General features: G+C 62.2%; 18 protein-coding genes. 12 read left to right on the forward strand and 6 right to left on the reverse strand.

Annotation, left to right across the window (positions count from 1 at the left end):
• Positions 1-5: 5 nt before the first annotated feature.
• On the reverse strand, positions 6-797 hold the full coding sequence (locus tag WNZ15_RS24315) for a cyclase family protein (RefSeq protein ID WP_342895632.1): 792 nt from the start codon (positions 795-797) through the stop codon (positions 6-8).
• 111 nt (positions 798-908) lie between these two features.
• On the opposite strand from WNZ15_RS24315, the gene WNZ15_RS24320 reads away from it, so the two are divergent.
• The 6 genes from WNZ15_RS24320 to WNZ15_RS24345 all read left to right on the forward strand — a co-directional run bounded on the left by WNZ15_RS24320 (position 909) and on the right by WNZ15_RS24345 (position 7,684).
• On the forward strand, positions 909-2,477 hold the full coding sequence (locus tag WNZ15_RS24320; RefSeq protein ID WP_342895692.1) for an NAD(P)/FAD-dependent oxidoreductase: 1,569 nt from the start codon (positions 909-911) through the stop codon (positions 2,475-2,477).
• Positions 2,478-2,528: 51 nt separating this feature from the next.
• A complete protein-coding gene (locus tag WNZ15_RS24325) occupies positions 2,529-4,055 on the forward strand; it encodes an ABC transporter substrate-binding protein (protein WP_342895633.1) in 1,527 nt (508 codons plus the stop codon).
• A gap of 99 nt (positions 4,056-4,154) precedes the next feature.
• Entirely contained in the window at positions 4,155-5,165 is a 1,011-nt protein-coding gene (locus WNZ15_RS24330) for an ABC transporter permease (protein WP_342895634.1), read from the forward strand.
• On the forward strand, positions 5,158-6,009 hold the full coding sequence (locus WNZ15_RS24335) for an ABC transporter permease (RefSeq protein WP_342895635.1): 852 nt from the start codon (positions 5,158-5,160) through the stop codon (positions 6,007-6,009). Before WNZ15_RS24330 ends, WNZ15_RS24335 begins: the two co-directional genes overlap by 8 nt.
• A complete protein-coding gene (locus tag WNZ15_RS24340) occupies positions 6,006-6,884 on the forward strand; it encodes an ABC transporter ATP-binding protein (RefSeq protein ID WP_342895636.1) in 879 nt (292 codons plus the stop codon). Before WNZ15_RS24335 ends, WNZ15_RS24340 begins: the two co-directional genes overlap by 4 nt.
• Positions 6,881-7,684: an ATP-binding cassette domain-containing protein gene (locus WNZ15_RS24345; protein ID WP_342895637.1), complete on the forward strand. Its 804-nt coding sequence runs from the start codon at positions 6,881-6,883 to the stop codon at positions 7,682-7,684. The genes WNZ15_RS24340 and WNZ15_RS24345 overlap by 4 nt, the downstream gene beginning before the upstream one ends.
• A 102-nt stretch (positions 7,685-7,786) precedes the next feature.
• Here the strand turns inward: WNZ15_RS24345 and WNZ15_RS24350 are convergent, their stop codons facing one another.
• Together WNZ15_RS24350 and WNZ15_RS24355 are read right to left on the reverse strand one after the other, a co-directional pair.
• Entirely contained in the window at positions 7,787-8,920 is a 1,134-nt protein-coding gene (locus tag WNZ15_RS24350; protein WP_342895638.1) for a type III PLP-dependent enzyme, read from the reverse strand.
• Positions 8,921-8,985: 65 nt separating this feature from the next.
• A complete protein-coding gene (locus WNZ15_RS24355) occupies positions 8,986-10,293 on the reverse strand; it encodes an NtaA/DmoA family FMN-dependent monooxygenase (RefSeq protein ID WP_342895639.1) in 1,308 nt (435 codons plus the stop codon).
• A gap of 112 nt (positions 10,294-10,405) precedes the next feature.
• On the opposite strand from WNZ15_RS24355, the gene WNZ15_RS24360 reads away from it, so the two are divergent.
• The 5 genes from WNZ15_RS24360 (at position 10,406) to WNZ15_RS24380 (ending at position 17,618) form a co-directional block, all read left to right on the forward strand.
• A complete protein-coding gene (locus tag WNZ15_RS24360; RefSeq protein ID WP_342895640.1) occupies positions 10,406-11,191 on the forward strand; it encodes an ABC transporter ATP-binding protein in 786 nt (261 codons plus the stop codon).
• Complete coding sequence (locus WNZ15_RS24365) at positions 11,191-12,204, forward strand: iron ABC transporter permease (protein ID WP_342895641.1); 1,014 nt, start codon at positions 11,191-11,193, stop codon at positions 12,202-12,204. The genes WNZ15_RS24360 and WNZ15_RS24365 overlap by 1 nt, the downstream gene beginning before the upstream one ends.
• Positions 12,204-13,268 (forward strand): iron ABC transporter permease, encoded by a 1,065-nt coding sequence (locus WNZ15_RS24370; protein ID WP_342895693.1) that lies wholly within the window; start codon positions 12,204-12,206, stop codon positions 13,266-13,268. Before WNZ15_RS24365 ends, WNZ15_RS24370 begins: the two co-directional genes overlap by 1 nt.
• 14 nt (positions 13,269-13,282) lie before the next feature.
• Entirely contained in the window at positions 13,283-14,248 is a 966-nt protein-coding gene (locus WNZ15_RS24375; RefSeq protein ID WP_342895642.1) for an ABC transporter substrate-binding protein, read from the forward strand.
• Between the two features lie 319 nt (positions 14,249-14,567).
• Entirely contained in the window at positions 14,568-17,618 is a 3,051-nt protein-coding gene (locus tag WNZ15_RS24380) for a condensation domain-containing protein (RefSeq protein WP_342895643.1), read from the forward strand.
• 110 nt (positions 17,619-17,728) lie between these two features.
• On the opposite strand, the gene WNZ15_RS24385 is transcribed toward WNZ15_RS24380, so the two are convergent.
• From WNZ15_RS24385 to WNZ15_RS24395, 3 genes are all read right to left on the reverse strand, one after another.
• Positions 17,729-19,117, reverse strand: coding sequence for a condensation domain-containing protein (locus WNZ15_RS24385; protein WP_342895644.1), 1,389 nt, complete (start codon positions 19,115-19,117; stop codon positions 17,729-17,731).
• Positions 19,118-19,198: 81 nt separating this feature from the next.
• Positions 19,199-22,294 carry an AMP-binding protein gene (locus tag WNZ15_RS24390; RefSeq protein WP_342895645.1) on the reverse strand — a complete coding sequence of 1,032 codons (3,096 nt, stop codon included), beginning with the start codon at positions 22,292-22,294 and terminating at the stop codon, positions 19,199-19,201.
• A gap of 40 nt (positions 22,295-22,334) precedes the next feature.
• The gene (locus WNZ15_RS24395) at positions 22,335-23,972 is read right to left on the reverse strand and encodes a condensation domain-containing protein (protein WP_342895646.1); all 1,638 of its coding nucleotides are present in this window, start codon (positions 23,970-23,972) and stop codon (positions 22,335-22,337) included.
• 101 nt (positions 23,973-24,073) lie between these two features.
• On the opposite strand from WNZ15_RS24395, the gene WNZ15_RS24400 reads away from it, so the two are divergent.
• Positions 24,074-25,234 carry an isochorismate synthase gene (locus WNZ15_RS24400; protein ID WP_342895647.1) on the forward strand — a complete coding sequence of 387 codons (1,161 nt, stop codon included), beginning with the start codon at positions 24,074-24,076 and terminating at the stop codon, positions 25,232-25,234.
• Positions 25,235-25,260 lie beyond the last annotated feature (26 nt).

Here is a 25,260-nt window from a genome sequence, read left to right on the forward strand (position 1 = left end):
CGACCTCAGGCTTTCGGAACCAGGACCAGGGCGCGGATCGGGCTGCCCGTCCCGCGTTCGATCTTCAGGGGCGCCGCGATCAGGATCGCGCCTTTCGCCGGCAGCTTGTCGAGATTGGCGAGCGACGCCAGCCCGAAGCAATTGTCCCGGTGCAGAAGATTATGCGCCGGGAACGGCGGCTCCATGCCTCCGGCCTGGCCGGCATCGGTGCCGATGCATTGCGTTCCCCAGCCGACGATCTTCTTCGACAGAAGGTACTCGATCGCATCCGGCGTCGGCCCCGGGCTGTGCGGTCCGGTTTCATCCGCGTTCAGAAACAGGCTCTCGTCATGGGCGCGCTTGTCCCAGTCGGTGCGCATGACGACCCACTCGCCGGCGCCGATCTCGCCGTTGGCCACTTCCCAGGCCTTGATCAGGTCCGCCGTCAGCAGAAAATCCGGATTGTCCGCGCTCTCCGCCGAGCAGTCGATGACATTGACCGGCGCGATCAGCCGCTGGACATTGAGCGTGTCGGTGAAGCCGTCTTCATAGTCCTTGCCGGTGATCCAGTGATGCGGCGCATCGAAATGGGTGCCGGAATGCTCCCCCAGGACCATCCAGTTCCAGGCAAAGAACGGGCCGTCGCTGTCGTATTCGCTGATCTTGTGAATTTCGATCTTGGGCGTGTTCTTGGCGAAATCGGGCGGCAACTGAAGAATCGGCGTCTTCGGCCCCAATGTTCCCGAACAATCCACCACTTCGATCTCTCCGGACAGGATCTTCGACCCCAGCCCGCTGAGCGCGCTCTCTGCAGACATGATGTGTTCCCTCTGTACCTCTTCGGCCTGTCGGCTCGTTATCGCAATTCAATGCTAGACAGATTTATTTGTATTTGCAATTATCTTCTTGATGAGGAGACGAGGTGCATGATGGACGAAACCCTGGACAGCGTGATTGTCGGCGGCGGACACAACAGTCTCGCCTGCGCTGTTCATCTGGCGTCCAAAGGCTGGAAAGTCGGCGTCCTCGAACGCGGCTCCCAACCGGGCGGCGCGGTAAAAACCGGCGAATACACCCTGCCCGGTTTTCGCCACGACTGGGCCGCCATGAATCTATCCCTGTTCGCCGGCTCTGCCTTTCACAAGGAATACGGCGCGGAGCTGAGCCGGCACGGATTGAAATTTGCCCCCGCATCCGATTGTTTTGCCTCCGTTTTTTCCGACGGCACCTGGCTTGGCGTCAGCAACGACCTGGAACTGACCGCCGGCAGGATTGGCGCCATGAGCGCGGAAGACGCCGAAACATGGCGGTCGCTTTCGGCCGAGTTCCCGGACCGGGCGGAATGCCTGTTCGGCCTGCTGGGCAGCCCGGCGAAAAAACGTGCATTTGCATATATATTGATCAAAGAGTGGCGCCGGAACGGCACCGGCGGCCTGCTCGACCTGATCCGCTTTCTGCTGTCTTCACCCAGGGACTGGCTGAACGAGACCTTCGTTTCGCCCAAGGTACGCGCCCTGCTGGGGGCCTGGGGCATGCATCTCGATTTCGCCCCGGACATTTCAGGCGGGGCGCTCTTCCCCTATCTGGAAGGCATGGCCAACCAGGCCTTCGGCATGGTGCTCGGCGACGGCGGTGCGGACACCCTCGTCAAGGCGATGGTGGCCTCGATCGAGGAAAAGGGCGGGTCGGTCGTCTCGAACGCCGAGGTGACACGTGTCATCGTGGAAAACGGCGAGGCCCGCGGCGTCGAACTCGCCGACGGCCGCCGGTTCATGGCCCGCCGGGCAGTCATTGCAAATGTCGCCCCGAAGGCGCTGTTGAAATTGACCGGCGAGACCGGCAACGACCGCTATGAACGCGGGATGACGACATCGGCGCATGCGCCTGGCACCATGATGATCCATCTGGCGATGTCCGGACTGCCCGACTGGCGGGCGGGCGAGGAGCTGAAGAACTTCGCCTATGTTCATCTGGCGCCGGATCTCGACCAGATGGCGCGCACTTATGCGCAGGCCCAGGCCGGCCTCCTCCCGGACGAACCGATCATCGTCTGCGGCCAGCCCACCGCCGTCGACCCGAGCCGCGCCCCCGAGGGCAGGCACGTGCTCTGGCTTCAGGTCCGCATGGCGCCCGGCACCATCACCGGCGACGCCGCCGGCGAGATCGGCGCCACCGACTGGAGCACAGCGGCCGAGCCTTTTGCCGAGCGCGCTCTTGATATTCTGGAGCACTATGCGCCCGGGACCCGCGCCAAGATCCTTGGCCGCCATATCGTGACACCCGCCATGCTGGAGGCGGACAATCCCAATCTGGTGGGAGGCGACCAGATCTGCGGAAGTCATCATCTGACCCAGCACTTCCTGTTCAGACCCGTTCGCGGCTTTGCCGACGGCACCACACCGGTGAGGAACCTGTTCCACACCGGTGCCGCCGTCTGGCCGGGGGCGGGCACCGGAGCCGGGCCCGGATATCTGCTCGCGCAAAAACTTGCCGGATAGCGACACAAAAAACGCGGCGGCACCAGAGCTATAAAATGGGGAACAGTAAACATGAAAGTATCAAGACGCACGCTGCTTAAAAGCGCAGCTGCCAGCGGAGTTCTGACGGCTGTCGGAACCCCGGTCCTTGCCAGTGAGATCGAGGAACTGGTGATCGCCTACAACGTCAACCTGCCAAGCTGGGACCCGACGGTCGGCCCCTCTGCGGTGAACCCGACCATCCAGGGACTCTATCAGTCCGTCTTCGACATGTTCATTCATCAGAACACGGACCTGAGTTTCGGACCAGGCCTCGTCACCGCCTGGGGCTGGAACGACGACAAGTCCAAAATCTGGATGGATGTGCGCGAGGGCGTGACCTGGCACAACGGCGATCCGCTGACACCGGAAGACATCGTCTGGTCGCTGGAACGCGCCGGCAATCCGGAGACCGGAAACCCGATCCAGTTCATCTGGGGCAAGATCGGCAATTTCGAGATCGACGGCAACCGCATCACCGCCGATGTCAAGGAATACGAGCCCACCATCTTCAAGTGGATGAGCTTCCTGACCGGTTATGTGCTGCCGAAAAAATACTTCGAGGAGGTCGGCGCGGATGGCTTCGAGGCCAACCCCATCGGAACCGGCCCCTACATGGTCGACAAGTTCGAGCGCAACGCCTTCGTGCGGCTGAAAGCCAACGAGAACTATTGGGGCGGCGCGCCGGAGTTCAAGTCGGTCACCATCAAGTTCGTCACCGACGCCTCCAGCCGCACCTTCGAGGTCATGTCCGGCAATGCCCACGTAACCCTGGAAATGCCCTACGAGGAATTCAACCGGCTGAAGGAGCAGGCCGGCATCGTCGGCACCGCCGCACCGGTGTCGGACATCGGCATGATCTTCCTCAACGACGTCGAGCCGATGAACGATCCGAACGTGCGCAAGGCCATGGCTCACGCCATTGACAAGAAACTGATCGTCGAGCGGCTGCTGTCAAACTACGGTGTCCCCATCGACACCCTGCAGACACCCGACTATTCGGCCTATGACGCCTCGATCACGGTGCCTTACGATCCGGAAAAGGCGAAGGAATTGCTGGCGGCTTCCGGCTACGGCCCGGACAATCCGGTCAGGTTCACCATCCAGACCACGCGTGGTTTCAAACCCAAGGACTACGAAATCATCCAGGCCATCGTCGGGCTGTGGCGCAAGATCGGCATCGAGGCGGAAATCGAGGTCTACGAGATCGCCAAGCATTACGAGCTGCGCGCTGCGGACACGCTCGCTCCGGCCGCCTTCTACAACTGGGGCAACGCCATCGGCGACCCGACCACCTCCACCGGCTTTGCCATGTTCGGCCCCTCGCCCCATTCCGTGTGGGACGGCGAGGACCTGATGCAGAAGATCCTGCCGCTGTGGGGCGAGGCCGACGAGGACAAGCGCATCGCGGGCTGGAAAGAGGTCGACCGGTTCATCGCGGACAACGCCCTGGTCATTCCGCTGATCCAGTATGTGCAGCCGATCCTGCACTCCGACCAGGTCAAGGTCACGCCCCATGCCTCCGGCGCGTTGCTGCCACATCTGATGACCCGCCCGTAGCGCGGTCACCAAACCCGCCTTCGCCGCAGCGCTCAAGCTGTTCCTTGCTCCCGGAGCGTTGCGGCGACTTTTTTTCCGACGGATCACAGGCCGGTCTTCATGCCAATTGCGCGCGCGTTCGCAACGCGCCTCTTCACCACCCTGATCACCCTGTTCGGGGTCGCCGTCATCGTCTTCGTCGTCATCCGCGTGGTGCCAGGCAACCCGATTGCCATGATGCTGCCACCGGGGGCGACCGAGGCCGACATCGCACGGCTTCAGGCGCTCTACGGCTTCGACAAGAGCATCCCGGAGCAGTTCTGGATCTGGATTTCCAACGTGGTCCAGGGCGATTTCGGCACGTCCATCACCCTGCGCCAACCGGTCTTCGGCCTTGTGCTGGGCCGACTTCCCGCGACGCTGGAGCTGTCCGTTCTGGCGCTTGTCATCGCGGTGGTTCTGGGCGGTGCGGCCGCCCTGACCGCGACCCTCTATCGTGGCACCAAGGTGGAAGGCAGCGTCGATGTCGCCGGCGGCGTCGCCCTCTCCCTGCCCGACTTTCTCTGGGGCCTTGCGCTGATCCTGCTTTTCGGCGTGGTCTGGCCGCTGTTTCACATTTCCGGCCGGATCTCACCGTCTCTCGGCTTCGAATTCAGCTCGCACTTCTATCTGTTCGAGGCGCTCGCCCGGCTGCGGTTCGACGTGGTCGCCGACCTGCTGGCACACATGCTGATGCCCGCGCTGGCCCTGGCGATCCCGCTGGCCGCGATCATCCTGCAATTGCTCAAGCAATCCCTGAAGGAATGCATGCACGACGACTACATCACCCTGGCCCGGACCAAGGGTTATTCCGAGACCTCGATCATCCTGCGCGACGCCCTTCCGAATGCGGTCCTGCCCACGCTGACGCTGATCGGCGTGCAGTTCACTTTCCTGATCGGCGGCACCGTGATCATCGAACGGCTGTTCTCCTATGAAGGGCTGGGCAACATGGCGATCGACGCGGTCATCAACCGCGACCTGCCGTTGATCCAGGGCATCGTTCTGGTGTTCGCGCTGCTGTTCACCCTGGTGAACCTACTGGTCGACATGACCTATGCCGCCCTGAACCCGAGGCTGCGCCATGCATGATGCCCGCGGACATGTTCGCCGCCTGCCCGGCCTGAGGCTCTGGCTCAGCGGCGGCTGGCTGACCCTGCTGGTCCTGGCAGCGGTCTTCGCGCCCCTGATCAGCCCGCACGATCCGCTTGCCCAGGACCTGTTCGCCGGGCGGCTGCCGCCCTTCTGGGAAACGGGCGCCGACCCGGCCTATCTGCTCGGCACGGATTCGCTTGGCCGTGACGTGCTGAGCCGAATGCTCTACGGGGCCCGGCTGGCGCTGATCGTGGCACTCGTCGCCGGCACCCTGACCTGCCTCATCGGCGCGACCCTCGGTCTGATCGCCGGTTTCTACCGGGGCTGGGCCGACCTTGCGATCTCGCGTCTTGTCGACATCTGGATGGCGTTCCCGCCAGTGCTGTTCGCGATCCTGCTGATTGCCGTTCTGGGCACGGGCCTCATGTCCGTGATCATCGCCATCGTCGTCATCGACTGGACCCGGTTCGCCCGGGTGGTCCGTGCCGAAGCGATGGGCCAGGGCGCGATGGACTATGTCGCCTCGGCCCGGGTCGCCGGCCGCACCCGCTTCGGCACCGCGCTCGCCGAAATCCTGCCCAACGTACTGCCGACCATCGTCGCCCTGTTGACCCTGGAAATGGGCATCGCCGTGATCGTCGAGGCGATCCTGAGTTTCGTCAACCTGTCGATCTCGACCGACCAGCCAACCTGGGGCGGCATGATCGCCGAGGGCAGGAGTTCGATCTATCAGGCGTGGTGGGTGCTGGTGTTTCCGCTTTTCGCCCTGTTTCTCACAGTGCTCAGTTTCTCCCAGTTCGGTGAGGGACTGAAAGAACATTTCGATCCGGTGCTGCGATGAGCTTTCTGCAGATACAGGACCTGACGGTCCGGTTGAGGAACGGCCCGCCGCTGCTGCGGCGTGTCTCGCTCGGTGTCGAAGCCGGAGATGTGCGCGCACTGGTCGGCGAGAGCGGCGCGGGCAAGAGCATGATCGGCAAGGCGGTGCTCGGCATCCTGCCGCGCGCGGCCGAGGTGAGCGAAGGCAGGATCCTGCTCGAGGGCGAGGACCTGCAGACTCTTTCCCCGAAGACCCGGCGTCAGCGGATCGGGGCGAAGGTCGCGCTCATCCCCCAGGACCCGCTGACCGCCCTCAACCCCTCGCGCCGTGTCGGCCCACAGATCACGGACCGGCTGGTGGATATTCTCGGCTGGAAACGGCCGGCCGCCGAAGCGCGCGCGCTGGAACTTCTGGAGGAAGTCCATATCCAGGAACCCGGCAGGGTCATGAAGGCCTACCCGCATGAATTGTCGGGCGGCATGCGCCAGCGCGTGCTGATCGCCTCCGCCTTTGCCGCGGAACCAAAGCTGATCATCGCCGACGAGCCGACCACCGCGCTCGATGTGACCGTGCAGAAGCAGATCCTCAAGCTGATCCGCGAAATGCAGCAGCGCCATGGCACCGCGCTGCTGTTCGTCACCCACGATCTCGGCGTGGTTTCCAAGATCGCCCAGTCGCTGACGGTGCTTTATGCCGGCAAGGTGGTGGAAGATACCGCCGTGCGATCCTTTTTCGCCGGCCCGGCTCATGCCTATTCCCGCGCGCTGCTGGCGGCAACCCCCAGATACACCGACCCGGACGGCTCGCTGACGCCTGTCCCCGACAGTGTTGTTGCGGAAGTGAACCGGGAAATCGCCGCCTTCGACGTGACCATGAAAGAAGGCGGGCAGCCATGACGGACAAGATTTACCAGTTGAACGACCTGAAGGTGTCGTTCCCGGACATGTCCCGCAAGCCGCTGCTGGGAGCAGCGCCACGCATCGAGGTTCTCAAGGGGCTGACCTTCAACATCCCGAAGGGCGAAGTGCTTGGCATCGTCGGCGGCTCGGGATCCGGCAAGTCGACCCTGGGCCGGGCCTTGATCCGCCTGATCGAACCGGACAGCGGCAGCATCCGCTTCGAGGGCACGGACATTACGCATCTGACCGAAGACAGCCTGCGCCCGTTGCGCCGACGCTTTCAGATGATCTTTCAGGATCCGATGTCCTCGCTCAATCCGCGAAGGCGGGTTGGCGGCATCATCGCCGGTCCCCTGCGGCTTCAGGGTCTGGACAATATCAGGAGCCGGGTCGACGAGGCGCTCGACATGGTCGGTCTGCCGCGTGAATTTGCGGCCCGCTATCCCCATGAACTTTCCGGCGGACAACGTCAGAGGGTGGGCATTGCCCGGGCGATCGCGCTGAAACCGGATTTCATTCTCGCGGATGAAATCGTTTCCGGCCTTGATGTCTCGTCCCAGGCACAGGTGCTCAATCTTCTGGAAAGCCTCGTCAAGGAACTTGGATTGACGCTGGCCTTCATCAGCCATGACCTGTCCGTCATCCGCCGGCTGTGCACGCGCATTCTTGTGCTCCACCACGGCGTGATCGTCGAGAATGCGCTGACGCCGGAGCTCTTCGACAATCCGAAAGCGGACTATACACGCATGCTCCTCGACGCCATTCCCCTGCCCGATCCGGATCAGGTCTGGTTCTGAGGGCTGCTGCTTCTGCGGGTTGACGATACAGAACAAGTTGCGCGCGACTGTAAGAACATATGCGGGCATTCTTGCTCGGGATGTTCATCCCTCTATGCCCTGCTACAGGACGTAAACATCCAGCGGCCGGAATCCGTTGAACCCTGTCGAAGCGTATGTCGCGGTATAGGCACCTGCGCCCTCGATCAGCACGTCGTCGCCAATTTTCAAACTCCGCGGCAAACCGCACGGTCTGTTTTCATAGAGCACATCCACCGAGTCGCATGTTGGACCCGCCAGGATGTAGGGAACAGTCCCGACACTTCCATGTTTGGTCCTGAGTGGATATCTGATCGCCTCGTCCATGGTTTCCGCCAGACCGCCGAACTTGCCGATGTCGACATAGACCCATTGCAACGGATCCCTGGCGGATTTTCTTGAAATCAGGACGACTTCGGACTTGATGGTCCCCGCGTTCCCGACGAGACCGCGACCGGGCTCAATCGCCGTATCGGGAAAGGCATTGCCGAAACGGGACCTCAGGGCCCTAAGGATTTCGCGGCCGTAGTCGGCCGCCATCGGAACGTCGCTCAGATACCGCGCCGGAAATCCGCCGCCGAGATTGAGGGACTTGATGAGAATACCGTCGTCGGCGAGGCCACGATACACTTGAACGACGTCTTCCAGAGCGCGCTGCCATGCGGACGGGTCGGTTTGCTGGGAGCCGACATGAAAGGTCAGCCCGCAGGGATCAAGACCAAGTCGCCGGGCATGACGCATGACATCGCGCGCGACGGTGGGATCGCAGCCGAATTTGCGCGAGAGCGGCCACTCGGCGCCAGCTCCGTCCGTCAGCAATCTGCAGAACACCTGCACCCCGGGCGCCGCACGGGCGATCTTTTCGACCTCCTCCGGGCAGTCTGCTGTGAACTGACGGACACCCAGCCGGTAGGCACGCGAAATGTCGCGCTCTTTCTTGATCGTGTTGCCGTAGGAGATGCTGCCTGCGGACGCGCCGGCCTCCAGCACCATCTCCACTTCCCGGATCGAGGCGACATCAAAGGACGCGCCCAGCCGGACGAGCAGCGCCAGGACTTCCGGAGCCGGATTGGCCTTGACCGCATAGTGGATTCGCGTCCGCGGCAGAGCGCGCTCATAGGCGCGATAATTCTTCCGGACGACTTCAAGGTCGACGACCAGGCACGGTCCCTCGGGTCTGTGGCAATCGAGAAAATCCAGAATTTTCTTCGTGGTCACCGGTTTCTCCTTCAGCCGGAAAGCGCGCTTTTCAACCCGCCAGTTGGTTCGCAGGCATGCAGGCCTCAAGTGTCGCGCAGGTGATCGAAAAAGGTCGTGCCCGTATAGTCCTTGCGGAAGAGGCCCAGATCGCCGAGTTCCGGGACGACCTGTTCCAGGAACAGCCGCACCGATTCCACCGATCCGCCGGGAAAGCCGACAAACCCGTCGATCGCTCCGGCGGCTGCCCAGTCCCTGATCTCGGCAACCGCGTCGGCAGGTGTTCCGACGACAAGCCAATGGGCGGATCCGATGACCTCGGGGCGGCTGAGCAGATCCGCCACCACCGGCCCGTCCCGCTCGATCATCCGCCGCAGCAGTTGCGAGTGTGTCCGGCTGCGTACCTTTTCCGGCGGCGGCGGCAGGTCCGTTGCCGTCACCTGCCTGTCCGCCGGCCAGTCGGAAAGATCCAGTCCTGTCATTTCGCGGACGGTGGCCAGGCACCGCTCCCGGCTCGTCCGGGCATTGGTTTCCGCAAAAAGCTCCTGCGCCTCCGCGCGTGTCGGAGCAAGGTAGAGGCTGAGGCCCGGCAGAAGCCGGATGTCGTCGCCGCGCCGTCCGCGCGCTTCGGCGCGGCCGCGAAGATCCGAACGCAGGTCGCCGGCGGCGGCCCTGTCCGGAGTGGATGCGAAGATGGCATCGGCGACCGAGGCGGCGAAGGCGCGCCCGGATTCCGAGGCCCCCGCCTGCACAAGCGGGATCGGCACCTTGCCGTGGCGTGGCAGGTTCAGAGGTCCCTTGACGCTGAAAAAAGTTCCATCGTGATCGATGGCACGGACGAGGCCCGGATCGGCAAACTGGCCGCTTTCCCTGTCCAGCTTCAGCGCCTCGTCGGGAAAGCTCTCCCAGAGCAGCCTGACGACTTCGGTGAACTCGGCAGCCCGGGCATATCTGTCTTCCGGGCTCGGCATCTCGGACAGGCCGAAATTTGCATTGCCGTCCAGAGCCGTGACGATGTTCCAGCCGGCACGGCCGTTGCTGAGCCAGTTCAGGGACTGGATCTGCCGCGCGACGATATAGGGCGGGTAGAACGTCGTCGAGGCGGTCGAGAGCAGGCCGATTCGGGAGGTCTCGCGCGCGATCGATGCAAGCAGGAGTGTCGGGTCGAGACTGGCGAAGCCTGTGCCGGTTTCCAGCAGGCCGGTGTTCAGGAACAGCGAATCCGGCAAAAAGGCGAAGTCCAGCTTCGCCCACTCCGCGCGCTGCGCGATGTCGAGAAAAAAGTCGCTGCCGTAGAGGCCTTCGACACCGCTGTCCGGGCGCCGCCAGGCGTCGCCGCTGAGCCATGTCGGGGCGAGCGACATTCCGATATGCAATTTCTTTAAGGGGGGCATCAAATCCGCTCTTGACTGGATTGGAAACGCGTTCGAGAGCTTGCTTTGAGTTTGCTGGCTCGTTTCGTATAGTATAAAGACTTCCGCATTGCAGAAGGTCAAGAGGTCGAAATTGCTGGAGACAAGACACGTAAGCGCGGCTTATGGAAAACGCGACGTGCTGAGCGATGTCTCCGTCCGGTTCCAGAAGGGCCGGCTGACGGCAGTCGTCGGGCCGAATGGCTGCGGCAAATCCAGCCTGCTGAAGGCCATCATGGGGTTTCTGCCCATGCACTCCGGGGACATCTTCCTGGAAGGCGAACCGGTGTCGAGAAGCGGCCGAAAAAAACTCGCGCGCAGAATCGCCTATCTGCCGCAAGACTGTTTCTGCCCGGATTACATGACGCTCGGCGAACTGATCGAGCTGGCAGGATACGCGCGCTATTCTCTGGTCGGCGGACCGTCGGAGCGTGATCGCGCACTTTACAGGCAGGTGCTGGAAACAGTCGGCCTGAGCGAAAGGGCCAACTTTCCGGTCAATCAGCTTTCGGGTGGCCAACGCCAGCGTGCGTGGATCGCCATGGTGCTGGCCCAGGACACGGACGTGATCCTGATGGACGAACCGGTGAACCATCTGGACATGAAGTACCAGTTTGCCGTTCTCGAACTGGTCCGGGACCTGACGGAGAACCACGGCAAGACGGTCATCGCGGTTCTGCATGACCTTAACCTGACCACCGCGTTCGCAGACGACGTCATCCTGATGCGGTCGGGCAAATGCCTGACTGCAGGGCCGGTCGCCGAAACGGTGACAACCCGGAACATCGAACAGGTCTTCGACCTCAGGACGCAGATTTTCCAGCGGGACGGCCGCCTCGTCTGCTTTCCGGAGCGGACGGGCCGCGCACCGGTCTCCTGATGGAAAAGCGCAGTCTGTTTCTTCTCGCAGCCCTGCCCGTTCTGGTGCTGACCTTCGCCATCCATCTGTTCTACGGATTTCGCGCGGCCGATATTCCCGGTTTGATCGAAGCCTTGCTGCATTTTGAGGCGCAAAGTTACGAGGAAGCCGTTCTCCTTTACCAAAGAGTGCCTCGAAGCCTGACGGCGATCTATGTCGGAAGCATCGCCGCCACCAGCGGCGTCGTTCTCCAGAGCCTTGTGCGCAACCCTCTGGCGTCGCCCGCCACGATGGGCGTCAATGCGGGCGCGGCCATGTTCCTGGTTGCAGGCGCCCTGCTCTTCAACATCGGGACGGGCCTGCAAGGGGCCGCCGCACTGGCCGGTGCCCTGGCCGGCTTTTTGGCCTGCATTGCCGTTGCCCGCTTTGCGGGCCGACAGAACGATCCGCGCGGACTGTCCCTGATCCTGTCGGGGGCGCTGGTTTCCATGCTCTTCACCGGCATTACCAATGCCCTGCTTCTGTCCGATCCCGCGCGGCGCTCCGATTTCCTGAGCTGGGTCATCGGCAACATCAATCATGCCTATATCGACCGCCTTGCAATGTTCTGGTGGATCGGTGCGGCCTCCATCGCGACTTTCATCGTGCTCGCGCGCCCGCTGACGCTGATCCTGTTCGGGCCGGAAAAGGCCGCCTCGGCCGGGGTCAATGTTCCGCTTGTGTCCCGTGCCGCGATCCTGGCCGCGGTGCTCGGATCCGGGTCGGCGGTTGCCGTATGCGGTCCGATCGGTTTCGTCGGGCTGGTCGTGCCGCATATCGTCCGCCCTTTCGTGGGCAACAATCTCGCCTTCGCCCTCCCCGCCGCCTTTGCGTGCGGTGCAGTCATCTGTCTGCTGGCCGACCTTGTCGCCAGGCAGGCCCTGCATCCTTTTGTCCTCAACACGGGGCTGGTGACGGATCTGCTCGGCGGCATCGTGTTCGTGGTGATCGTCAAGCGCTTCTATCTGTCACCGTCACATCGGGAGGCGGCATGATCAGGCGGGGCCTGGCGATGGACGGCAAGCGCGTCCTGCGTCTTTCAAACGGTCTGCAGATGCGGATCGGCAATCTGCGCACCGGCGTCGGCTTGGCCGTCGCCGCTCTTGTGCTGGCAATCCTTTCCACTGGACTGGGTCTCACGGATACCGGATTTTTCGATCTTCTGAACGCGCTTTTCGGGGGCCAGATCTCCGGCACCGAGGGGTATGCCCTCTGGACGGTCCGGCTGCCGCGCATCCTGCTGGGTTTCATGGTGGGATGGGCCGTTGCGCTGTCCGGTGCGCTTCTGCAGTCCATCGCGCGCAACCCGCTCGCCGATCCCGGCCTGTTCGGCTTCAGCCAGGGGTCGATGACGATGATCATGCTGCTTCTGATCATCGCGCCCATGGCACCGAAAAGCCTTGTGGTTCTTGCTGCGGTAACCGGCGGTCTGTGCGTTGCGGGGCTGCTCCTCTGGCTGGTCGGCGGGGAGCGCTCGAGCGGCCTGTCGATCGTCCTGATGGGGATCGCCATCGAAACGGTTCTCTCTTCTTTCGGCTCGCTTCTCATTCTCTACCTGCCGGCGGAAACCTCCATCGCGCTTTCGGAATGGCTGGCCGGGTCGCTCTTCCAGGCGAACTGGACGATGATCACTGCCTTCACGCCCCTGTTTGTGCTCAGTCTTGCCGGTATCCTGCTGGCGGGACCCGCCATGGCAACCTACGACCTGGGCCCGGAGATGGCGATGGCGCTCGGCGAGCCGGTGGCAAGATCGCGTCCGGTCATTCTCGTTTTTGCCGTCGTGTTGAGCGCCGCCGCCGTGACGGCGGTGGGGCCTCTGGTTTTCCTTGGCGTTCTTGCGCCGCATATCGCCGGCTTCATCTCACCGGCCATCGCCCGGGCCAGGCTCTTTCTCTCCGGTCTCATGGGCGGAATTCTGGTCGTTGCGGCCGACGCCATGACACGCGGCGTCGCCGGAGGCCTTCCCCTGCCGCTGGGGCTCAGTCTGACGATGGTCGGTGTGCCGCTGTTCATCATTGCGCTGCGTCTTCAGGCGCTGAGAAAACAACAGTCTCATTGAAAGAAAGGTTCATCATGCGTTTTCTGATCCCCTGCACAATCGCAGCCCTTCTGGCGGTAAGCCCGGTCCTGGCGGCAGAACGCACGGTCACCGACGATACCGGCCGGGAGGTCACGCTGCCGGAGCACCCGGAGCGCATCGTCGTCATGCACGAACCTCTGCTCGGTGTCCCCTTGATGGATCTCGGGCTCGATGTGACCGGCAGCTACGGGCGAACCGACGACGGCGGCTTCGTCATCGCGGTGGACTTCATCGATACTGTTCTTGGAGAAGGAAAACCCAAACCGAGCGGCTTCGGCCCCTTCGGCCAGCCCGACCTGGAGAAACTGCGGGCCCTGCAGCCTGACCTGATCCTTGCAACGGCCCTGGATGCCGGCAAGGTGGATCAGCTTGCCACCGTAGCGCCCGTTTATCTGCAGAATATCGACGGCAGCAAGGTGCACGGCTTCGAGGTCCAGGCAGATCTTGCAGCGCTCGTCGGTCTTGAAGACGCCTTCGCGGCGCGCAAGGCCGCCTACCTCGAACGCGTCGCCCAACTCCGGGAGACCCTGCCCGCCGAAATCGCCGACCAGACCTATCTTCCGATCTTTCTGACCGATCAGCTCAATGTGGTCGGCAACTCTTCAGGCATGATTCAGGCGCTTGAAGATCTGGGGTACACCCGCCTTGAGGTCAGCGACGCGGGCGGGCCTTCGGCCGAGGGCGGATCGATGATGCTGATGCCGCTCAGCACAGAGGCGTTCGGCAGACTGAATCCGGATGTCCTCGTTCTGTTGAACAACTACATGGGCGATGGACGCGACGAAGCGGGAACACGTGCCAAGCTCGGCAAGATCGTACCCGGCTGGGACCGCTTCATGAAACCCGCCCTGGAGGACCGCATCCTGTTCGTCGATCCCGCAAAAGTCATCACGCCGACGGTTGCGAGCGCTGAACACATGCTGGACGCCGTCGAAACCTGGAGCGGAAAAGCGCAGTAGGCTCCGCCTTCATCTTTGCAGCGCACCTGACGCAGGTCACCCGGGTCGCCCTTTTGGAGGCTCGGGTGATCTCGGAAAACCGCGACCCGGTTCTGAAACCCGTCCGTGAAATCGAGCGGGCCATGGACAGAATAAAAAAACATGAGTTTTTGATGCAAGTTTAATTGCTCCTGATTGGTGTGTCTGTTAAAATTACCACTGATTGCGGTCACGAGCCGTGGGTTCGCTTGCGGCCGTTGCCAGGCTGCATGAATCCTCCGTCGCGACATGGCTTTCAGGGACACGCAACCGGCACCAGACTTGATATCAGGAGATTTAAATGACCGGAGGCTTCGACCGCCTGTTGACGGGAAGTGAGTTCGAGCGATTCGACGACGTGCTCAAAACCCAAGCGGATATCGATTCAGCCATGGGAGACACTGCCTGGTTTCCGGAATCGGCAACATCGGCCGAACCGCTCGGCGTCACGCAGCATCAGGAGCGGATCTGGCTGGCGCAGAAGCAGGACCCGGCCCTGACCTTGCGCCATGCCCTGGCTTACAGGCTGGGCGGCATACCCGATATCGCCCGCTTGACCCGTGCTGTGGACACCGTTGCCGGCGCGCTCCCGGAGCTCACCATGCGCTATCGGTTCAGCGACGATGGCGAGCTGCTGAAATATCCGGCTGATGAACAAGTCGAGACCCTGGAAATCGTCAATGTAGAGTCCCGTCAGGAAGCCGTTTCGCTGATCCTGGCGCGTCAGCAGGCTTCCTGGGTCAGCGAATCCGAACCGCCGTTCAGGGCGCTCGTCATTTTCTGCCTGGACGAAGTGATCCTGACCCTTCTCATGCACCGCATCGTGGAGGAAATGTGCGCGCCCGAGGATGTCCTGAGAAACCTGGCGCTTGCCTACGGCCGCAAACCGCTCGCCGCGCCCTCGCTGAACGATGCGGTCGAGATCGACCTCGACACCAGTGACATTGCCCCCGTTGCCTGGCTGCGCCGGGACGATGTGCCCCCGCACACCGCGGTTGTCGATTGCGGCGTGCCGTTCGCCGGGACCGCCCCGAACGATCAGATGGCACGCAGATATGGAACCGTGATCGAGACCGGGCCGTCCCGCCCATCCCATGATCCGGTCCCGGACGTTCATGCGCAGCTGGCGTCGATCGGAGCCCGCTTTGCGCAATTCCTTTGCAGGCTCGGTGGACACGAGCGGATCGAAGCCGCATTCCCGGCAAGACCGGAGGACCGGCTGGGCGACCACTCCGAAGCATTTGCCTGCAAGGACACCGTGAAGGTCGTTGTATCGCACGACATGGACTTGCAGGATGCCGAGACCCGGATACGCGCCCTTCTGAGCAGCCCGGCGAGCCTCGACGCACCGGTGAACGACACCAACTCGGCGGTTCTCCCGAAGGTCGCCGTCAAGTGGCTGACCGAGCCACAGCAATTCTTCAATGTGCCGACCGTGACCCTGGACCGGGTGCCATTGCCAACGCCGGAACCGCGTTCGGATTTCGAACTTGCCATAGGCCGCGACGCGGAAGGAAGAACGGTTCTGGAACTGGTCACCGGCCAGAAGGTCAACCGGCATGCGGGCAGCCTGGTGCTGGACCTGTTTGCCGGCGTCCTGAGAAACGGAACGGTCCGGAAGGACACCGGTGATTTTCCTTTGGGCGATTTTCCTTTGGGCAATGTGCCGTCATTCGCCGGCAAGGCGGTTTCCGAAGAGCCGGCCAGAACACCTGCCGAAGGACAAGGGCCCGACATCGCAGCCGTCCAAACCGCAATTCTGACTGAGTTTCGAGAGGCCCTGGCCACGCCGGACCTGAAACCGGACGACGACTTTTTCGACTTTGGCGGCCATTCCCTGGTCGCGACCAGGATCATCGGCCGCCTCTTGCACAATCATGGCATCGAGGTCCGCTTCAACGACCTTTTCGGCAACCCGACGGCCTCCGCGCTCGCACATCATGCCAGATACGTCGAAGGCGCCAAAAAGGCGGTCGGCACAGTGCCGGACGAGACCGGTACGGGTCCCGCGGACACAGCTGTGGTGCCGCTCGCACTGGCACAGATGTCGCTCTGGAAGATCTATTCGGCTCTCGGCTACAACGAGATTTTCAATCTGCCGTTTGCCCTGGATTTCCTCGACACCGTCGATGAAAAAGTCTTTGGCGCGGCGTTTCTGGACCTCATGAAACGGCATTCCGCCCTCCGGACCCTGTTTTACAGGGACGAGCAAGAACACGTCCTGCAAAGGATCGTGCCTGTTGCGGAGCTTGAGACCTACAAGTGGTTCTGGACTAGCGAAGAGAGCACGGACACCGACCGAAATGCCGAAGCCGGCTATTGCTTCGATCTGTCCAGGGAGCTGCCGGTCAGGTTGCGGTTCCTGAGAGATCCTGAAACCGGCCGGCAGGTGCTTTCGTTCCTGTTCCAGCACCTTGCGCTCGACGAATGGTCGGTCAACCTGTTGATGGACGAACTTGTGGATGCCTATCGAGCTAGGGCGGCCGGCTCCGCGCCGGTCTGGTCCGGGCAGCCGGCCCCGTTTCATGACTTCGCGCGCAAGCAGGTTCTTGAGGGCGTCAATGGCGAGCACCTTGCCTATTGGACCGACATGCTCGGCGACGCGCCGAGAGAACTGGTCCTGTTCGCCGAAGAGCCCGCACCGGCGGATCAGCCGGACAGCGAGACCGTTGCCGGCGGCTGGGTCGAGATGCGGCTGGACAGGGAGATTTCCGAAGGTCTCTATGCGAATGCCAGGGAAAACAGCGCGTCTCTCTTCAATGTCGTCTATGCAGCGATTTCTGCAGCACTGCAAAGGCTTGGCGGCCTGACGGACCTGGTGATCGGCACGTCGGCTTCGGGCCGCACGGATCCGGACTATTTCGATACGATCGGTTATTTCACCACGGTCGTTGCCCATCGCGTGCGGTTCGCCGGTAATCCGACAGCCGGAAAGCTGATCGGCAACATCAAGGACATGATCAACGGATCGATGCTCTATTCCGACATTCCGATCGACCTGGTCGAAACGGCGCTCGGCATGACGTCCGAACGGGATCATCTTTTCGATGTGTTCATCCAGATCCACGCCCAGAACAAGCTGAACGGTGGTCTGCCGAAGCCCGATGGCGGCCGGATTGCCTTCCGCCAGGTCGATCCGGACAAGCACGAGTCCCATCTGGGACTGCAGTTCGAGGTGATGGAGGAGGTGATCGACGGCGACCGGTCCATCCGGGTCCTGATGAGTTACCAGTCGAGGCGCTACAGCCCGAGCCAGGTGGATGCGATCCAGGCAACGGTGATGGACATGTTCGAACAGTTCTCGCTGCCTGGCGTGTCCGCCACACCGCTCCGCGAGTTGCAACCGACCTGAACCGGATCTTGCAGAAGAACAAGGCCGCCTTCGGGCTGAATGCTCGAAGGCGGCCTGGCAGCAAGCGGCTCATACTTCCGGCAACGATGTCTGCCGGATGACCGAAACCGCTACATCGGGAAATGCAGCGCCACCTTTTCAAGATGCGCGGAAGAGGCCGTTTTCCCGACAAGACTGCCGACCGGGCGAGCCAGCATCTCCGGCTGAAGAATGCGGGACAGGAACGCCGGCAGCTCTTGTTCGTGCCGGGCGAATTCCTGCTTGCCGGTCAGGTTCGGATCGCCGTCCAGGCAGAGAACAAGCTCCCTGCCGTCGCCCTCCCCACGGAACGTGAGATTGAAGCCGTCGGCTGGCCCGCTGCCAAGAATGTGCCGCTGTGCCCGGCAGCCGTTGAAGGCAGGTGAATTGAACGGCAGAACGTTGATCAGCGGCGAAAAGAAGTAGCGGCTTCCTTCCGCTAGGCCCTGATCCTGAGAAATCTGCTCGATCCTGAAACGGCTGTGCCGCCTCTGCTGCTTCAGTTCCGCCGCGGAGCGTTTCAGAAAATCCCCCAGCCGTTCCGAGTTTTCAAGCTGCATCCGGAACGGCAGGATATTGACCAGCAGCGCCGGCATATGCGCCCCGACGCTGCCCCAACGGCTCATGAAGGGAAGCCACAGGGTCAGTGAATCCGAAGACAGTTTTTTTGTGTCGGGCAGCGTTGCATACAGATAAAGGCCTGAGACCAGCGTGAGCAGGTCGGGCCAGCCGATATCAACAGCCGCGGCCGTTCTCTGCAGCCCCCCGGCGAATTCGGGTGGAAAGGAATGCGTTCCGCAAAGACCCGGGCCGCCGTAGTCCTCGTCTCCCCGTTCCAGCACTTCGATACCTTCAGCCTTGCCGAAATAATCCGCCCAGAATGCCCGGTCGGCCTGCCATTGGGCGCTGTCCTGATACCGGTTTTCTTCGTCCAGGAAACTTGCAAGGGAATGAAACGGAAGGCCGGCGTCACCGGCCCCGCAATAATGATTGTAGAGCTGGGAGCAGCGCCGCTCGATCAGTGCAAGGCCGTAGCCGTCGACAATGATATGATGCGCGCGGATGTACCAGAGATAGCGCGCGTCGCCGATACGGTAGAGCGCATGGGCCGACAGCTTGTCATGCCTGAGATCCAGTCTTGCCGCCAGGTCCTGTTCCATCAGATCTCTGGCAAAGGCCAGCGGATCTTCCTTGTCTCTCAGGTCGGTGACCATCAGCTCGGGCACGAGGTCCGGATCGCAGATCTGCATGGGCGCTTCGCCCGTGTCCTCCGCCCGAAACCTTGCGGACAGGATTTCGGCTTCTCTGATGGTTTGATCTATCGCGCGTTTCAAGGCGATTTGGTCCACATTCCCTTCGATTTCAATGAAGTGTGCCACCGTTGATACGGGCTGATCGGGATGGAAGGTGAATTCCTCCCAGAAATCGAGCTGGGGCAAGGTCAGCGGCATCCAGTCGCCGGTGGGATTGGTGTCCTGCATGAACAGTCCTCCTGTGTCGGTGCGGATACGGACAGGGCCTGTCCGTCTGATTGGATAGTCAGCTTTTCGTCGCGGTCCTGCTCATGCGCATTGCGCGCACACGAGCTGGTGCACCTGATCGGCGTTGCGGCATTGCAGAAGCTGCTTGGGAACAATCGCAACACCGAATTCCGCGTTGATCCGGGTTGAAATCGATTTGAGATGAGACGGCAGAAGGCCGATCGACAGGAAATCGGTGGAGCCGTCCACGGGGCGGCCTTGTCCCTGGCCGACCACACCCAGATAGATATCGAGGACACGCCGGCTTTCCGGTCCCTGCTGCGGTTGCGGCCGCTGCTTCATGGCCGCGGCCTCGGCAAGGCAACGCTGCGCCTGCCTGCGGTCCGGCTTGCCGTTGGCCGAGAGCGGAATGCTGTCCACCTTGAGGAACCGTGAGGGAATGTGCGATTCCTGCAGATGCTGCCTGGCAAAGCTTCGCAGGTCCGCATCCGTGACACGGCTGCCGGCAACCGGCTCGTAGAGCGCTCCCAGCTCGGTTTCGCCGTTTCGCTCATTGCCCAGATCCGTCAGCAGGATCCGCGCGACCTCAGGATGTTTCACGAGTGTGTTCTCGACGTCGGGGATCGAAATCCTGACGCCGCGCACCTTGATGTAGCCCTGCACGCGGCTGTCGAACAAAATGATGCCGTCGCGGCGATATTTGCCCCTGTCCCCCGACCGGAAGGCGCGCATGCTCCGGCCATGTTCATCCGTGATCGTGACGAAGTCCTGCTGGTGCAACTCGCCGTCCTCGAGATACCCGAGCGCCGTGTTCACGCCGCAGGAAAGGATCCGGCCGACGACCCCGGGCGGGCAATGCGCGCCATGGTCGTTGAGGATGAAGTACCTGTTGCCCGGCAGCGGACGGCCATAGGGTATGTTGCCCGTGTCCTCGGGACAGATCCGGTGCCAGATGCTCCAGATGGTGGTTTCGGTCGGGCCGCCGATCGAACTCAGCCGTGCCCCGGGGTTGGTATGCCGCAATTCGGCAATCACCGCCGGTTTCAGATAATCGCCACCCTGATTGATGAGCCGCAGGGATCGAAGCTCCTCCCCCTTGCGGCACGACAGCAGCATCTCGAAAATCGTCGGCACGGACGACCAGATGGTCACGCCGTGTTCGGCGACAAGCTGGTTCCAGCGCACCGCGTCCTTTTCCTCGCCCTGCACCGGCTGGACCAGGGTGGCCCCCGCCGTCAGGCAGCCGAACACCTCGTAGACCGACATGTCGTGATAGAGCGGACTGACGGAGATGAAAGTGTCGCTGGACGTGATGTCCCATTCCGCATTGGTGCTGCCGATGACATTGTCCGTGGACCTGTTGGACAGCACGACGCATTTCGGCTTTCCGGTCGTGCCGGACGTATAGAGATAATAGGCGGCCGCATCGCTTGACGACAGCTCGTCCAGGGGAAGCGTCAGCGCAAGGGAGTCCTTTGAAGCAACCGTGTTCAGCACGGTTTCAAGCGGCACCACGTCGTACCCTTCCACGGATGTGGAGCCCACGACGAGGTCGGGCCTGCAATTGTCGTACATGTATTTCAAGCGGTCCGCCGGCGCGCAGGCATCGACAGGCACCCATGTGATACCCCTGAGGGCGCAAGCCAGGGTCAGCATTGTCTGTTCCGGGGAGCGCCGCAGCGACAGGACGACGATGTTGCCTTTTGTCAGCTTCCGCTCTTCCAGGAACGTCATCGCCTTTTGCACACCGATCCCAAGGTCCGCGTAGGAAAGGCGCCGGTCGCCATAGATGAGCGCATCGTTTTCAGGCGGTGCCTTGAACATGTGATCCGCAATGCGGCTCAAATAACCACAGCCGGAAGTGTCTTCCTCCGGGGAATTGAACCGGTAGTGGCTGAATTCCAGAATGTCCCGGGCGCCGAACGCGAGCGTTTCCGTATCGCAGATGACCCGGACCGCCTTGTCGATGGCCACCAGAATATCCCGGACCACGGCGCCGTCGACCGCTTCAACGGCATAGTCGATATCGACGGCAAGGTCGCCCTGCGGCGTGGTCGACAGGCGAATGTCCATCGCGACTTGAGGCGTCTGCGTCAGCCCCCCCTGCAGGCGGACGGGGTGATCCCGCGAGAGCGTCGGCCAGGAAAGGCCGTTGGTAAGAACGACCGGCAGGGCCACGCCGCCATCGGTGCCGCCGATGTCCATGAGAAACCGGTTGATGTCGACACCGGAAAACGAGAGGTGATCCAGCGCTTCCAGAGTATCCGACTGGAGCGCGCGCGCGCGCTCCGCGATATCGGTGTCCGGCCGTGTTTCCCAGGCAACGGCGAAGAAAGTCGACCGGTTTGCATATCCGCTGTCCCGGCGCGGCGCGGCGGGTATGCCCACGTGAAGGGACCCCTCACTCAGCCAGTGGGTCAGGACTTCCAGGATCGTGGCCGACAGGACCGTGTTCTGAAAGAGGCCGTTCCTTGCGCCCAGGCGGGAAAAAGTCCGGAACAGGTCCTTGTCGACGACAACACCGGCCCGTTCATAGCGGGAGGTCTTGATGCTTTCCAGGGGGCGCTTCCAGGGCAGCCGTGGGGCTCCCTGGTAAGAATTCAGTTTGGTTTTCCAGTATGACGCGTCCCGGCGAACCACGTCTCGATCAGGCTTTGCCGGGGATGTAGCCGGGAATACAGCCGGGGCAGCGGTTTGCGGCTGCTTGTCCTCGAACAAGTCGACCAGCAGGGACGCAATTGAAAATCCGTCCAGGATCAGGGCATCGAAACGGAAAAAGACGGCACAGGTGTCGCCGGTCGCCTCTGCCGGTTCAGGCAGCTTGAACGCGACCACCTGCCAGGGTGGCGCCGTCAGGTCGAACAGCCGGTGCGAGAATTCCTGCTTCAACTCTTCGATCTTGCGGTCTGCGTCCTCCGGTGCCAGACCGGACAGGTCGATGGCGGCGAAATCCACCGAGGGATTGTCCAGAACGTGTCTGGAATAGGTCTTGCGGTCGATGACCGTGCGGAGGCTCTCGTGTCTTTCCGCCAACGCAAAGAGCCGCTTCTCCAGAAGGACCGGATCAATCCGGCCGCGATACGCGCGGAACTCCTGCATTGCCACGCCGCCAAGCGGCACATAGTCGCTCCGACCCAGAAGATAGGCACGCTGCAATGACGTCAGTTCGGTTTCCATGGTGTCTCCAGCGGTTTTTTGGCAGTTTTTTCGGCGGGGTCTATTCGGCGGGTTGGGCTTCAACAGACGCGCGGTCACGGACGTCGATCGCTTCCAGATAGGCCCGGCCGACTTTTTCCGAGGCTCCGGCAGACCGGGTCCTGACGACCCTGGCAAGACTGGCGGCGGTTGTCGCCGGCCCGATGTCTTCCCGGGTGAGGTTCATGTCCGGAATGTAGCGGTTGAGGAAGGCCACAAGATCTGTCAGATCGGCATCGGAAAGCCCGCGCTCGCGGATTTCTTCCGGACCTTGTGCGCCCGTCTCGGGCACCAGCCGGCTCAGCAGTTCCCGCAGCATGCCTTCGGTGTACCGGCAGGCGTCGCCGGCAGTGGCCTCACGGGAAAATGCCGGTTCTCCCAACGCCGACGGATCTTGGGCAACCCTGCGAGCGAGCGCCACATAGCTGTCGAAGGTGGCGTTGATCCACGCTTCGGGCAGCGCGTCATAGCGGATGTCCCAGTTGATAAGAATGCCGCCGCTCATGGCGGCCACCTGCGCGTCCAGGGCCACCTGAGGCCCCTGGGACACGGCCCAGCTCATCGGACCGAAGACGCGGCTCACCCGTTCGGAGAACAGATCGCGCCCCGGCAGATCGAGACCGGAGGTGAAAACGATCGGGGCGGTCTGCAAGGATCGTCTTGCCCGCGAGAGATCCCGCATCACGTTGACCCCGGGATAGGACGAATGCGCCAGCAGATCGCGCATGCGCTCAGCCAGACGTTTGCAGAGCGACCCGAGCGCCTCTCCTGGCGCCGGATCGGCCGCCAGGATGAGAATATTGGAAAAATCGCCGACAAGCCGCTCGACGTTGGCCGTGTAAGGCGCCCGCCAGAACATCGGCACATTGAGACGGAACCTGTCGTCGCCGGTGGCCTCGCCGATAACCGCGGCGAACAGGCCCAGCATCAGGGCGGACGGCGTGATGCGAAGTTCGCGCGCGGTGCGTGTCAGAGACCTGCGCTCTTCGGGTGACAGCATCGCGGCCAGCCGGCCGCTATGCACGGATTGTGACATCGGCGCTTCGGGGAGGTTCGGGGCTGGTGGCAGCTCCGCGAGACGGTCCTGCCACCAGCGTTTGTCCTCCGCTTGACACCCGGCGAGGTCTGCGTCGGAATTTTTCCGCTCCAGCCAGTCGAAATAGCTGGAATCACCCTTTTCGATGCCGGTTTGAGGGTCTTCGTAAAATCGCGCGAGGTCCTCCATCAGAACGCAGAAGCTGGGCGGGTCGATGGCCGCCATATCCGTGTCGACATGCAGACGGCAGGCGCCGCCGGGCAGGACGCTCAGCCCGAACGCGGAGGTTCTTCCGGATGCGAGGTCGAGGGTGCGGCAGGTCCAGTGCGCCCGCTTCTCCGCCAGATTCCCATCGACGACATCGGCATCCAGCCCGGTCAGGTCCTCGGCTTCGAAGAAAACACTTTCCTCAATTTTTCCAATGAGTTGCAGCCCATCCGAGGTGATGCGCATACGCATCATCTCATGGGTTTCATAAAGTTTCAGAACGGCCTTCTCCAGCCGCTGCGGATCGAGATTCCCGCAATCGAATTCCACATAAAGATGGGCCGCGACATTTCCGAGGAAACCGTTGGCTTGGCGGCCTGTCCAGTAGGCCGCCTGCATGGGTGTAAGATTTTTCATTGCGACTTTTGGTGTTGACAAAATATGAGTCTTATACTCAGGTATTGAAGAAAGTCAACCAGCCATATAGGAGATGCTCCATGGCAATCGGAGCGCGAGTGATGAGTCATGAAGACATGGCCATCCTGCCTGATACCAAGGGAAAATTTCTGTTCACCTCGGGCGAAATTGAACTGCACGCTGAAGGTATCCGGGAGCGAATCACGGTGCCGGTTCGAAACGGAAATACGGCAGGAGACCTCTTTCACCGAGCCGTTGAGGACGCTCTCGACCGGGGCAGAAAAGCAGGCCAGGAAAACCCGATCGTCATCGGCGCCATTCCGTTCGATCTTGGTGAAGTTTCATGCCTCTACGTACCGGAAGACCACGAATGGCGAACACGGCCCGACGGAGGTGATTCGCCAGCCGATCGCCTGGACATGCCGACATTGCTCGAGCAGCGGAGCATCCCCGACGAAACCGGTTTCAAGCGGGCGGTACAGCACGCAATCGTCAATTTCCAGCACAGCGACGTGCGCAAGGCGGTGCTTTCGGTCATGCGGGAACTGCAGTTTTCCGCACCGATTGACGTGGACCGGCTTCTGCGCAGTTTGCGTGCGCAGAACAGGGACGGCTACCAGTTTCAAGTCCCGCTGCCCGATGGCGGCGAGCTGATTGGCGTCAGTCCGGAACTGTTGCTTCGCAAGACGGGAAACCGGATTGTCTCCAATCCGCTCGCCGGCTCCACAAAACGGCTGGCCGACCCTGTAGCGGACAAGGATGCCAGCGGCCGGTTGCTCGTTTCGGAAAAGGACCAGTACGAGCACAGGATCGTCGTCGAGGACATCCGGCGCATCCTTGAGCCCTTGTGCGCCAGTCTCGACATGCCGGACAGACCATCGCTCCTGAGTACAGCGGCCTTGTGGCATCTCTCCACCCGGATTGGCGGACTGTTGAACGACCCGTCGACAACGGCGCTGGAGCTTGCCTGTCGTCTTCACCCGACCCCCGCGGTCTGCGGCTACCCGACCGAACGGGCACAACAGCTCATCCGTTTTGTCGAACCCTTCGAACGGGGACTGTTCACCGGAATGGTCGGCTGGTGCGATGCGCAAGGCAACGGCGAATGGGCGCTCACCATTCGCTGCGGCATCGTGGAACGCGACAAGGTCCGCCTGTTTGCGGGTGCCGGCATCGTCGAGGCATCGCAACCCGACTCCGAGTGGGCTGAAGTCCAGACCAAGCTGGGCACGATGCTCAACGCCTGCGGCCTTGCCGCATAACCCGCCCGCCCCTTTCAAGACCCAGG

This window comes from Roseibium sp. AS2 (genome assembly GCF_038900065.1).
GTDB lineage: Bacteria > Pseudomonadota > Alphaproteobacteria > Rhizobiales > Stappiaceae > Roseibium.

Coding starts and splice junctions, on each gene's coding strand:
- WNZ15_RS24365 (WP_342895641.1), top strand. CDS start 11,191: ATGGAAAAGCGCAGTCTGTTTCTTCTCGCAGCCCTGCCCGTTCTGGTG.
- WNZ15_RS24395 (WP_342895646.1), bottom strand. CDS start 23,972: ATGAAAAATCTTACACCCATGCAGGCGGCCTACTGGACAGGCCGCCAA.
- WNZ15_RS24330 (WP_342895634.1), top strand. CDS start 4,155: ATGCCAATTGCGCGCGCGTTCGCAACGCGCCTCTTCACCACCCTGATC.
- WNZ15_RS24385 (WP_342895644.1), bottom strand. CDS start 19,117: ATGCAGGACACCAATCCCACCGGCGACTGGATGCCGCTGACCTTGCCC.
- WNZ15_RS24345 (WP_342895637.1), top strand. CDS start 6,881: ATGACGGACAAGATTTACCAGTTGAACGACCTGAAGGTGTCGTTCCCG.
- WNZ15_RS24400 (WP_342895647.1), top strand. CDS start 24,074: ATGAGTCATGAAGACATGGCCATCCTGCCTGATACCAAGGGAAAATTT.
- WNZ15_RS24315 (WP_342895632.1), bottom strand. CDS start 797: ATGTCTGCAGAGAGCGCGCTCAGCGGGCTGGGGTCGAAGATCCTGTCC.
- WNZ15_RS24320 (WP_342895692.1), top strand. CDS start 909: ATGGACGAAACCCTGGACAGCGTGATTGTCGGCGGCGGACACAACAGT.
- WNZ15_RS24375 (WP_342895642.1), top strand. CDS start 13,283: ATGCGTTTTCTGATCCCCTGCACAATCGCAGCCCTTCTGGCGGTAAGC.
- WNZ15_RS24390 (WP_342895645.1), bottom strand. CDS start 22,294: ATGGAAACCGAACTGACGTCATTGCAGCGTGCCTATCTTCTGGGTCGG.
- WNZ15_RS24340 (WP_342895636.1), top strand. CDS start 6,006: ATGAGCTTTCTGCAGATACAGGACCTGACGGTCCGGTTGAGGAACGGC.
- WNZ15_RS24380 (WP_342895643.1), top strand. CDS start 14,568: ATGACCGGAGGCTTCGACCGCCTGTTGACGGGAAGTGAGTTCGAGCGA.
- WNZ15_RS24335 (WP_342895635.1), top strand. CDS start 5,158: ATGCATGATGCCCGCGGACATGTTCGCCGCCTGCCCGGCCTGAGGCTC.
- WNZ15_RS24325 (WP_342895633.1), top strand. CDS start 2,529: ATGAAAGTATCAAGACGCACGCTGCTTAAAAGCGCAGCTGCCAGCGGA.
- WNZ15_RS24355 (WP_342895639.1), bottom strand. CDS start 10,293: ATGCCCCCCTTAAAGAAATTGCATATCGGAATGTCGCTCGCCCCGACA.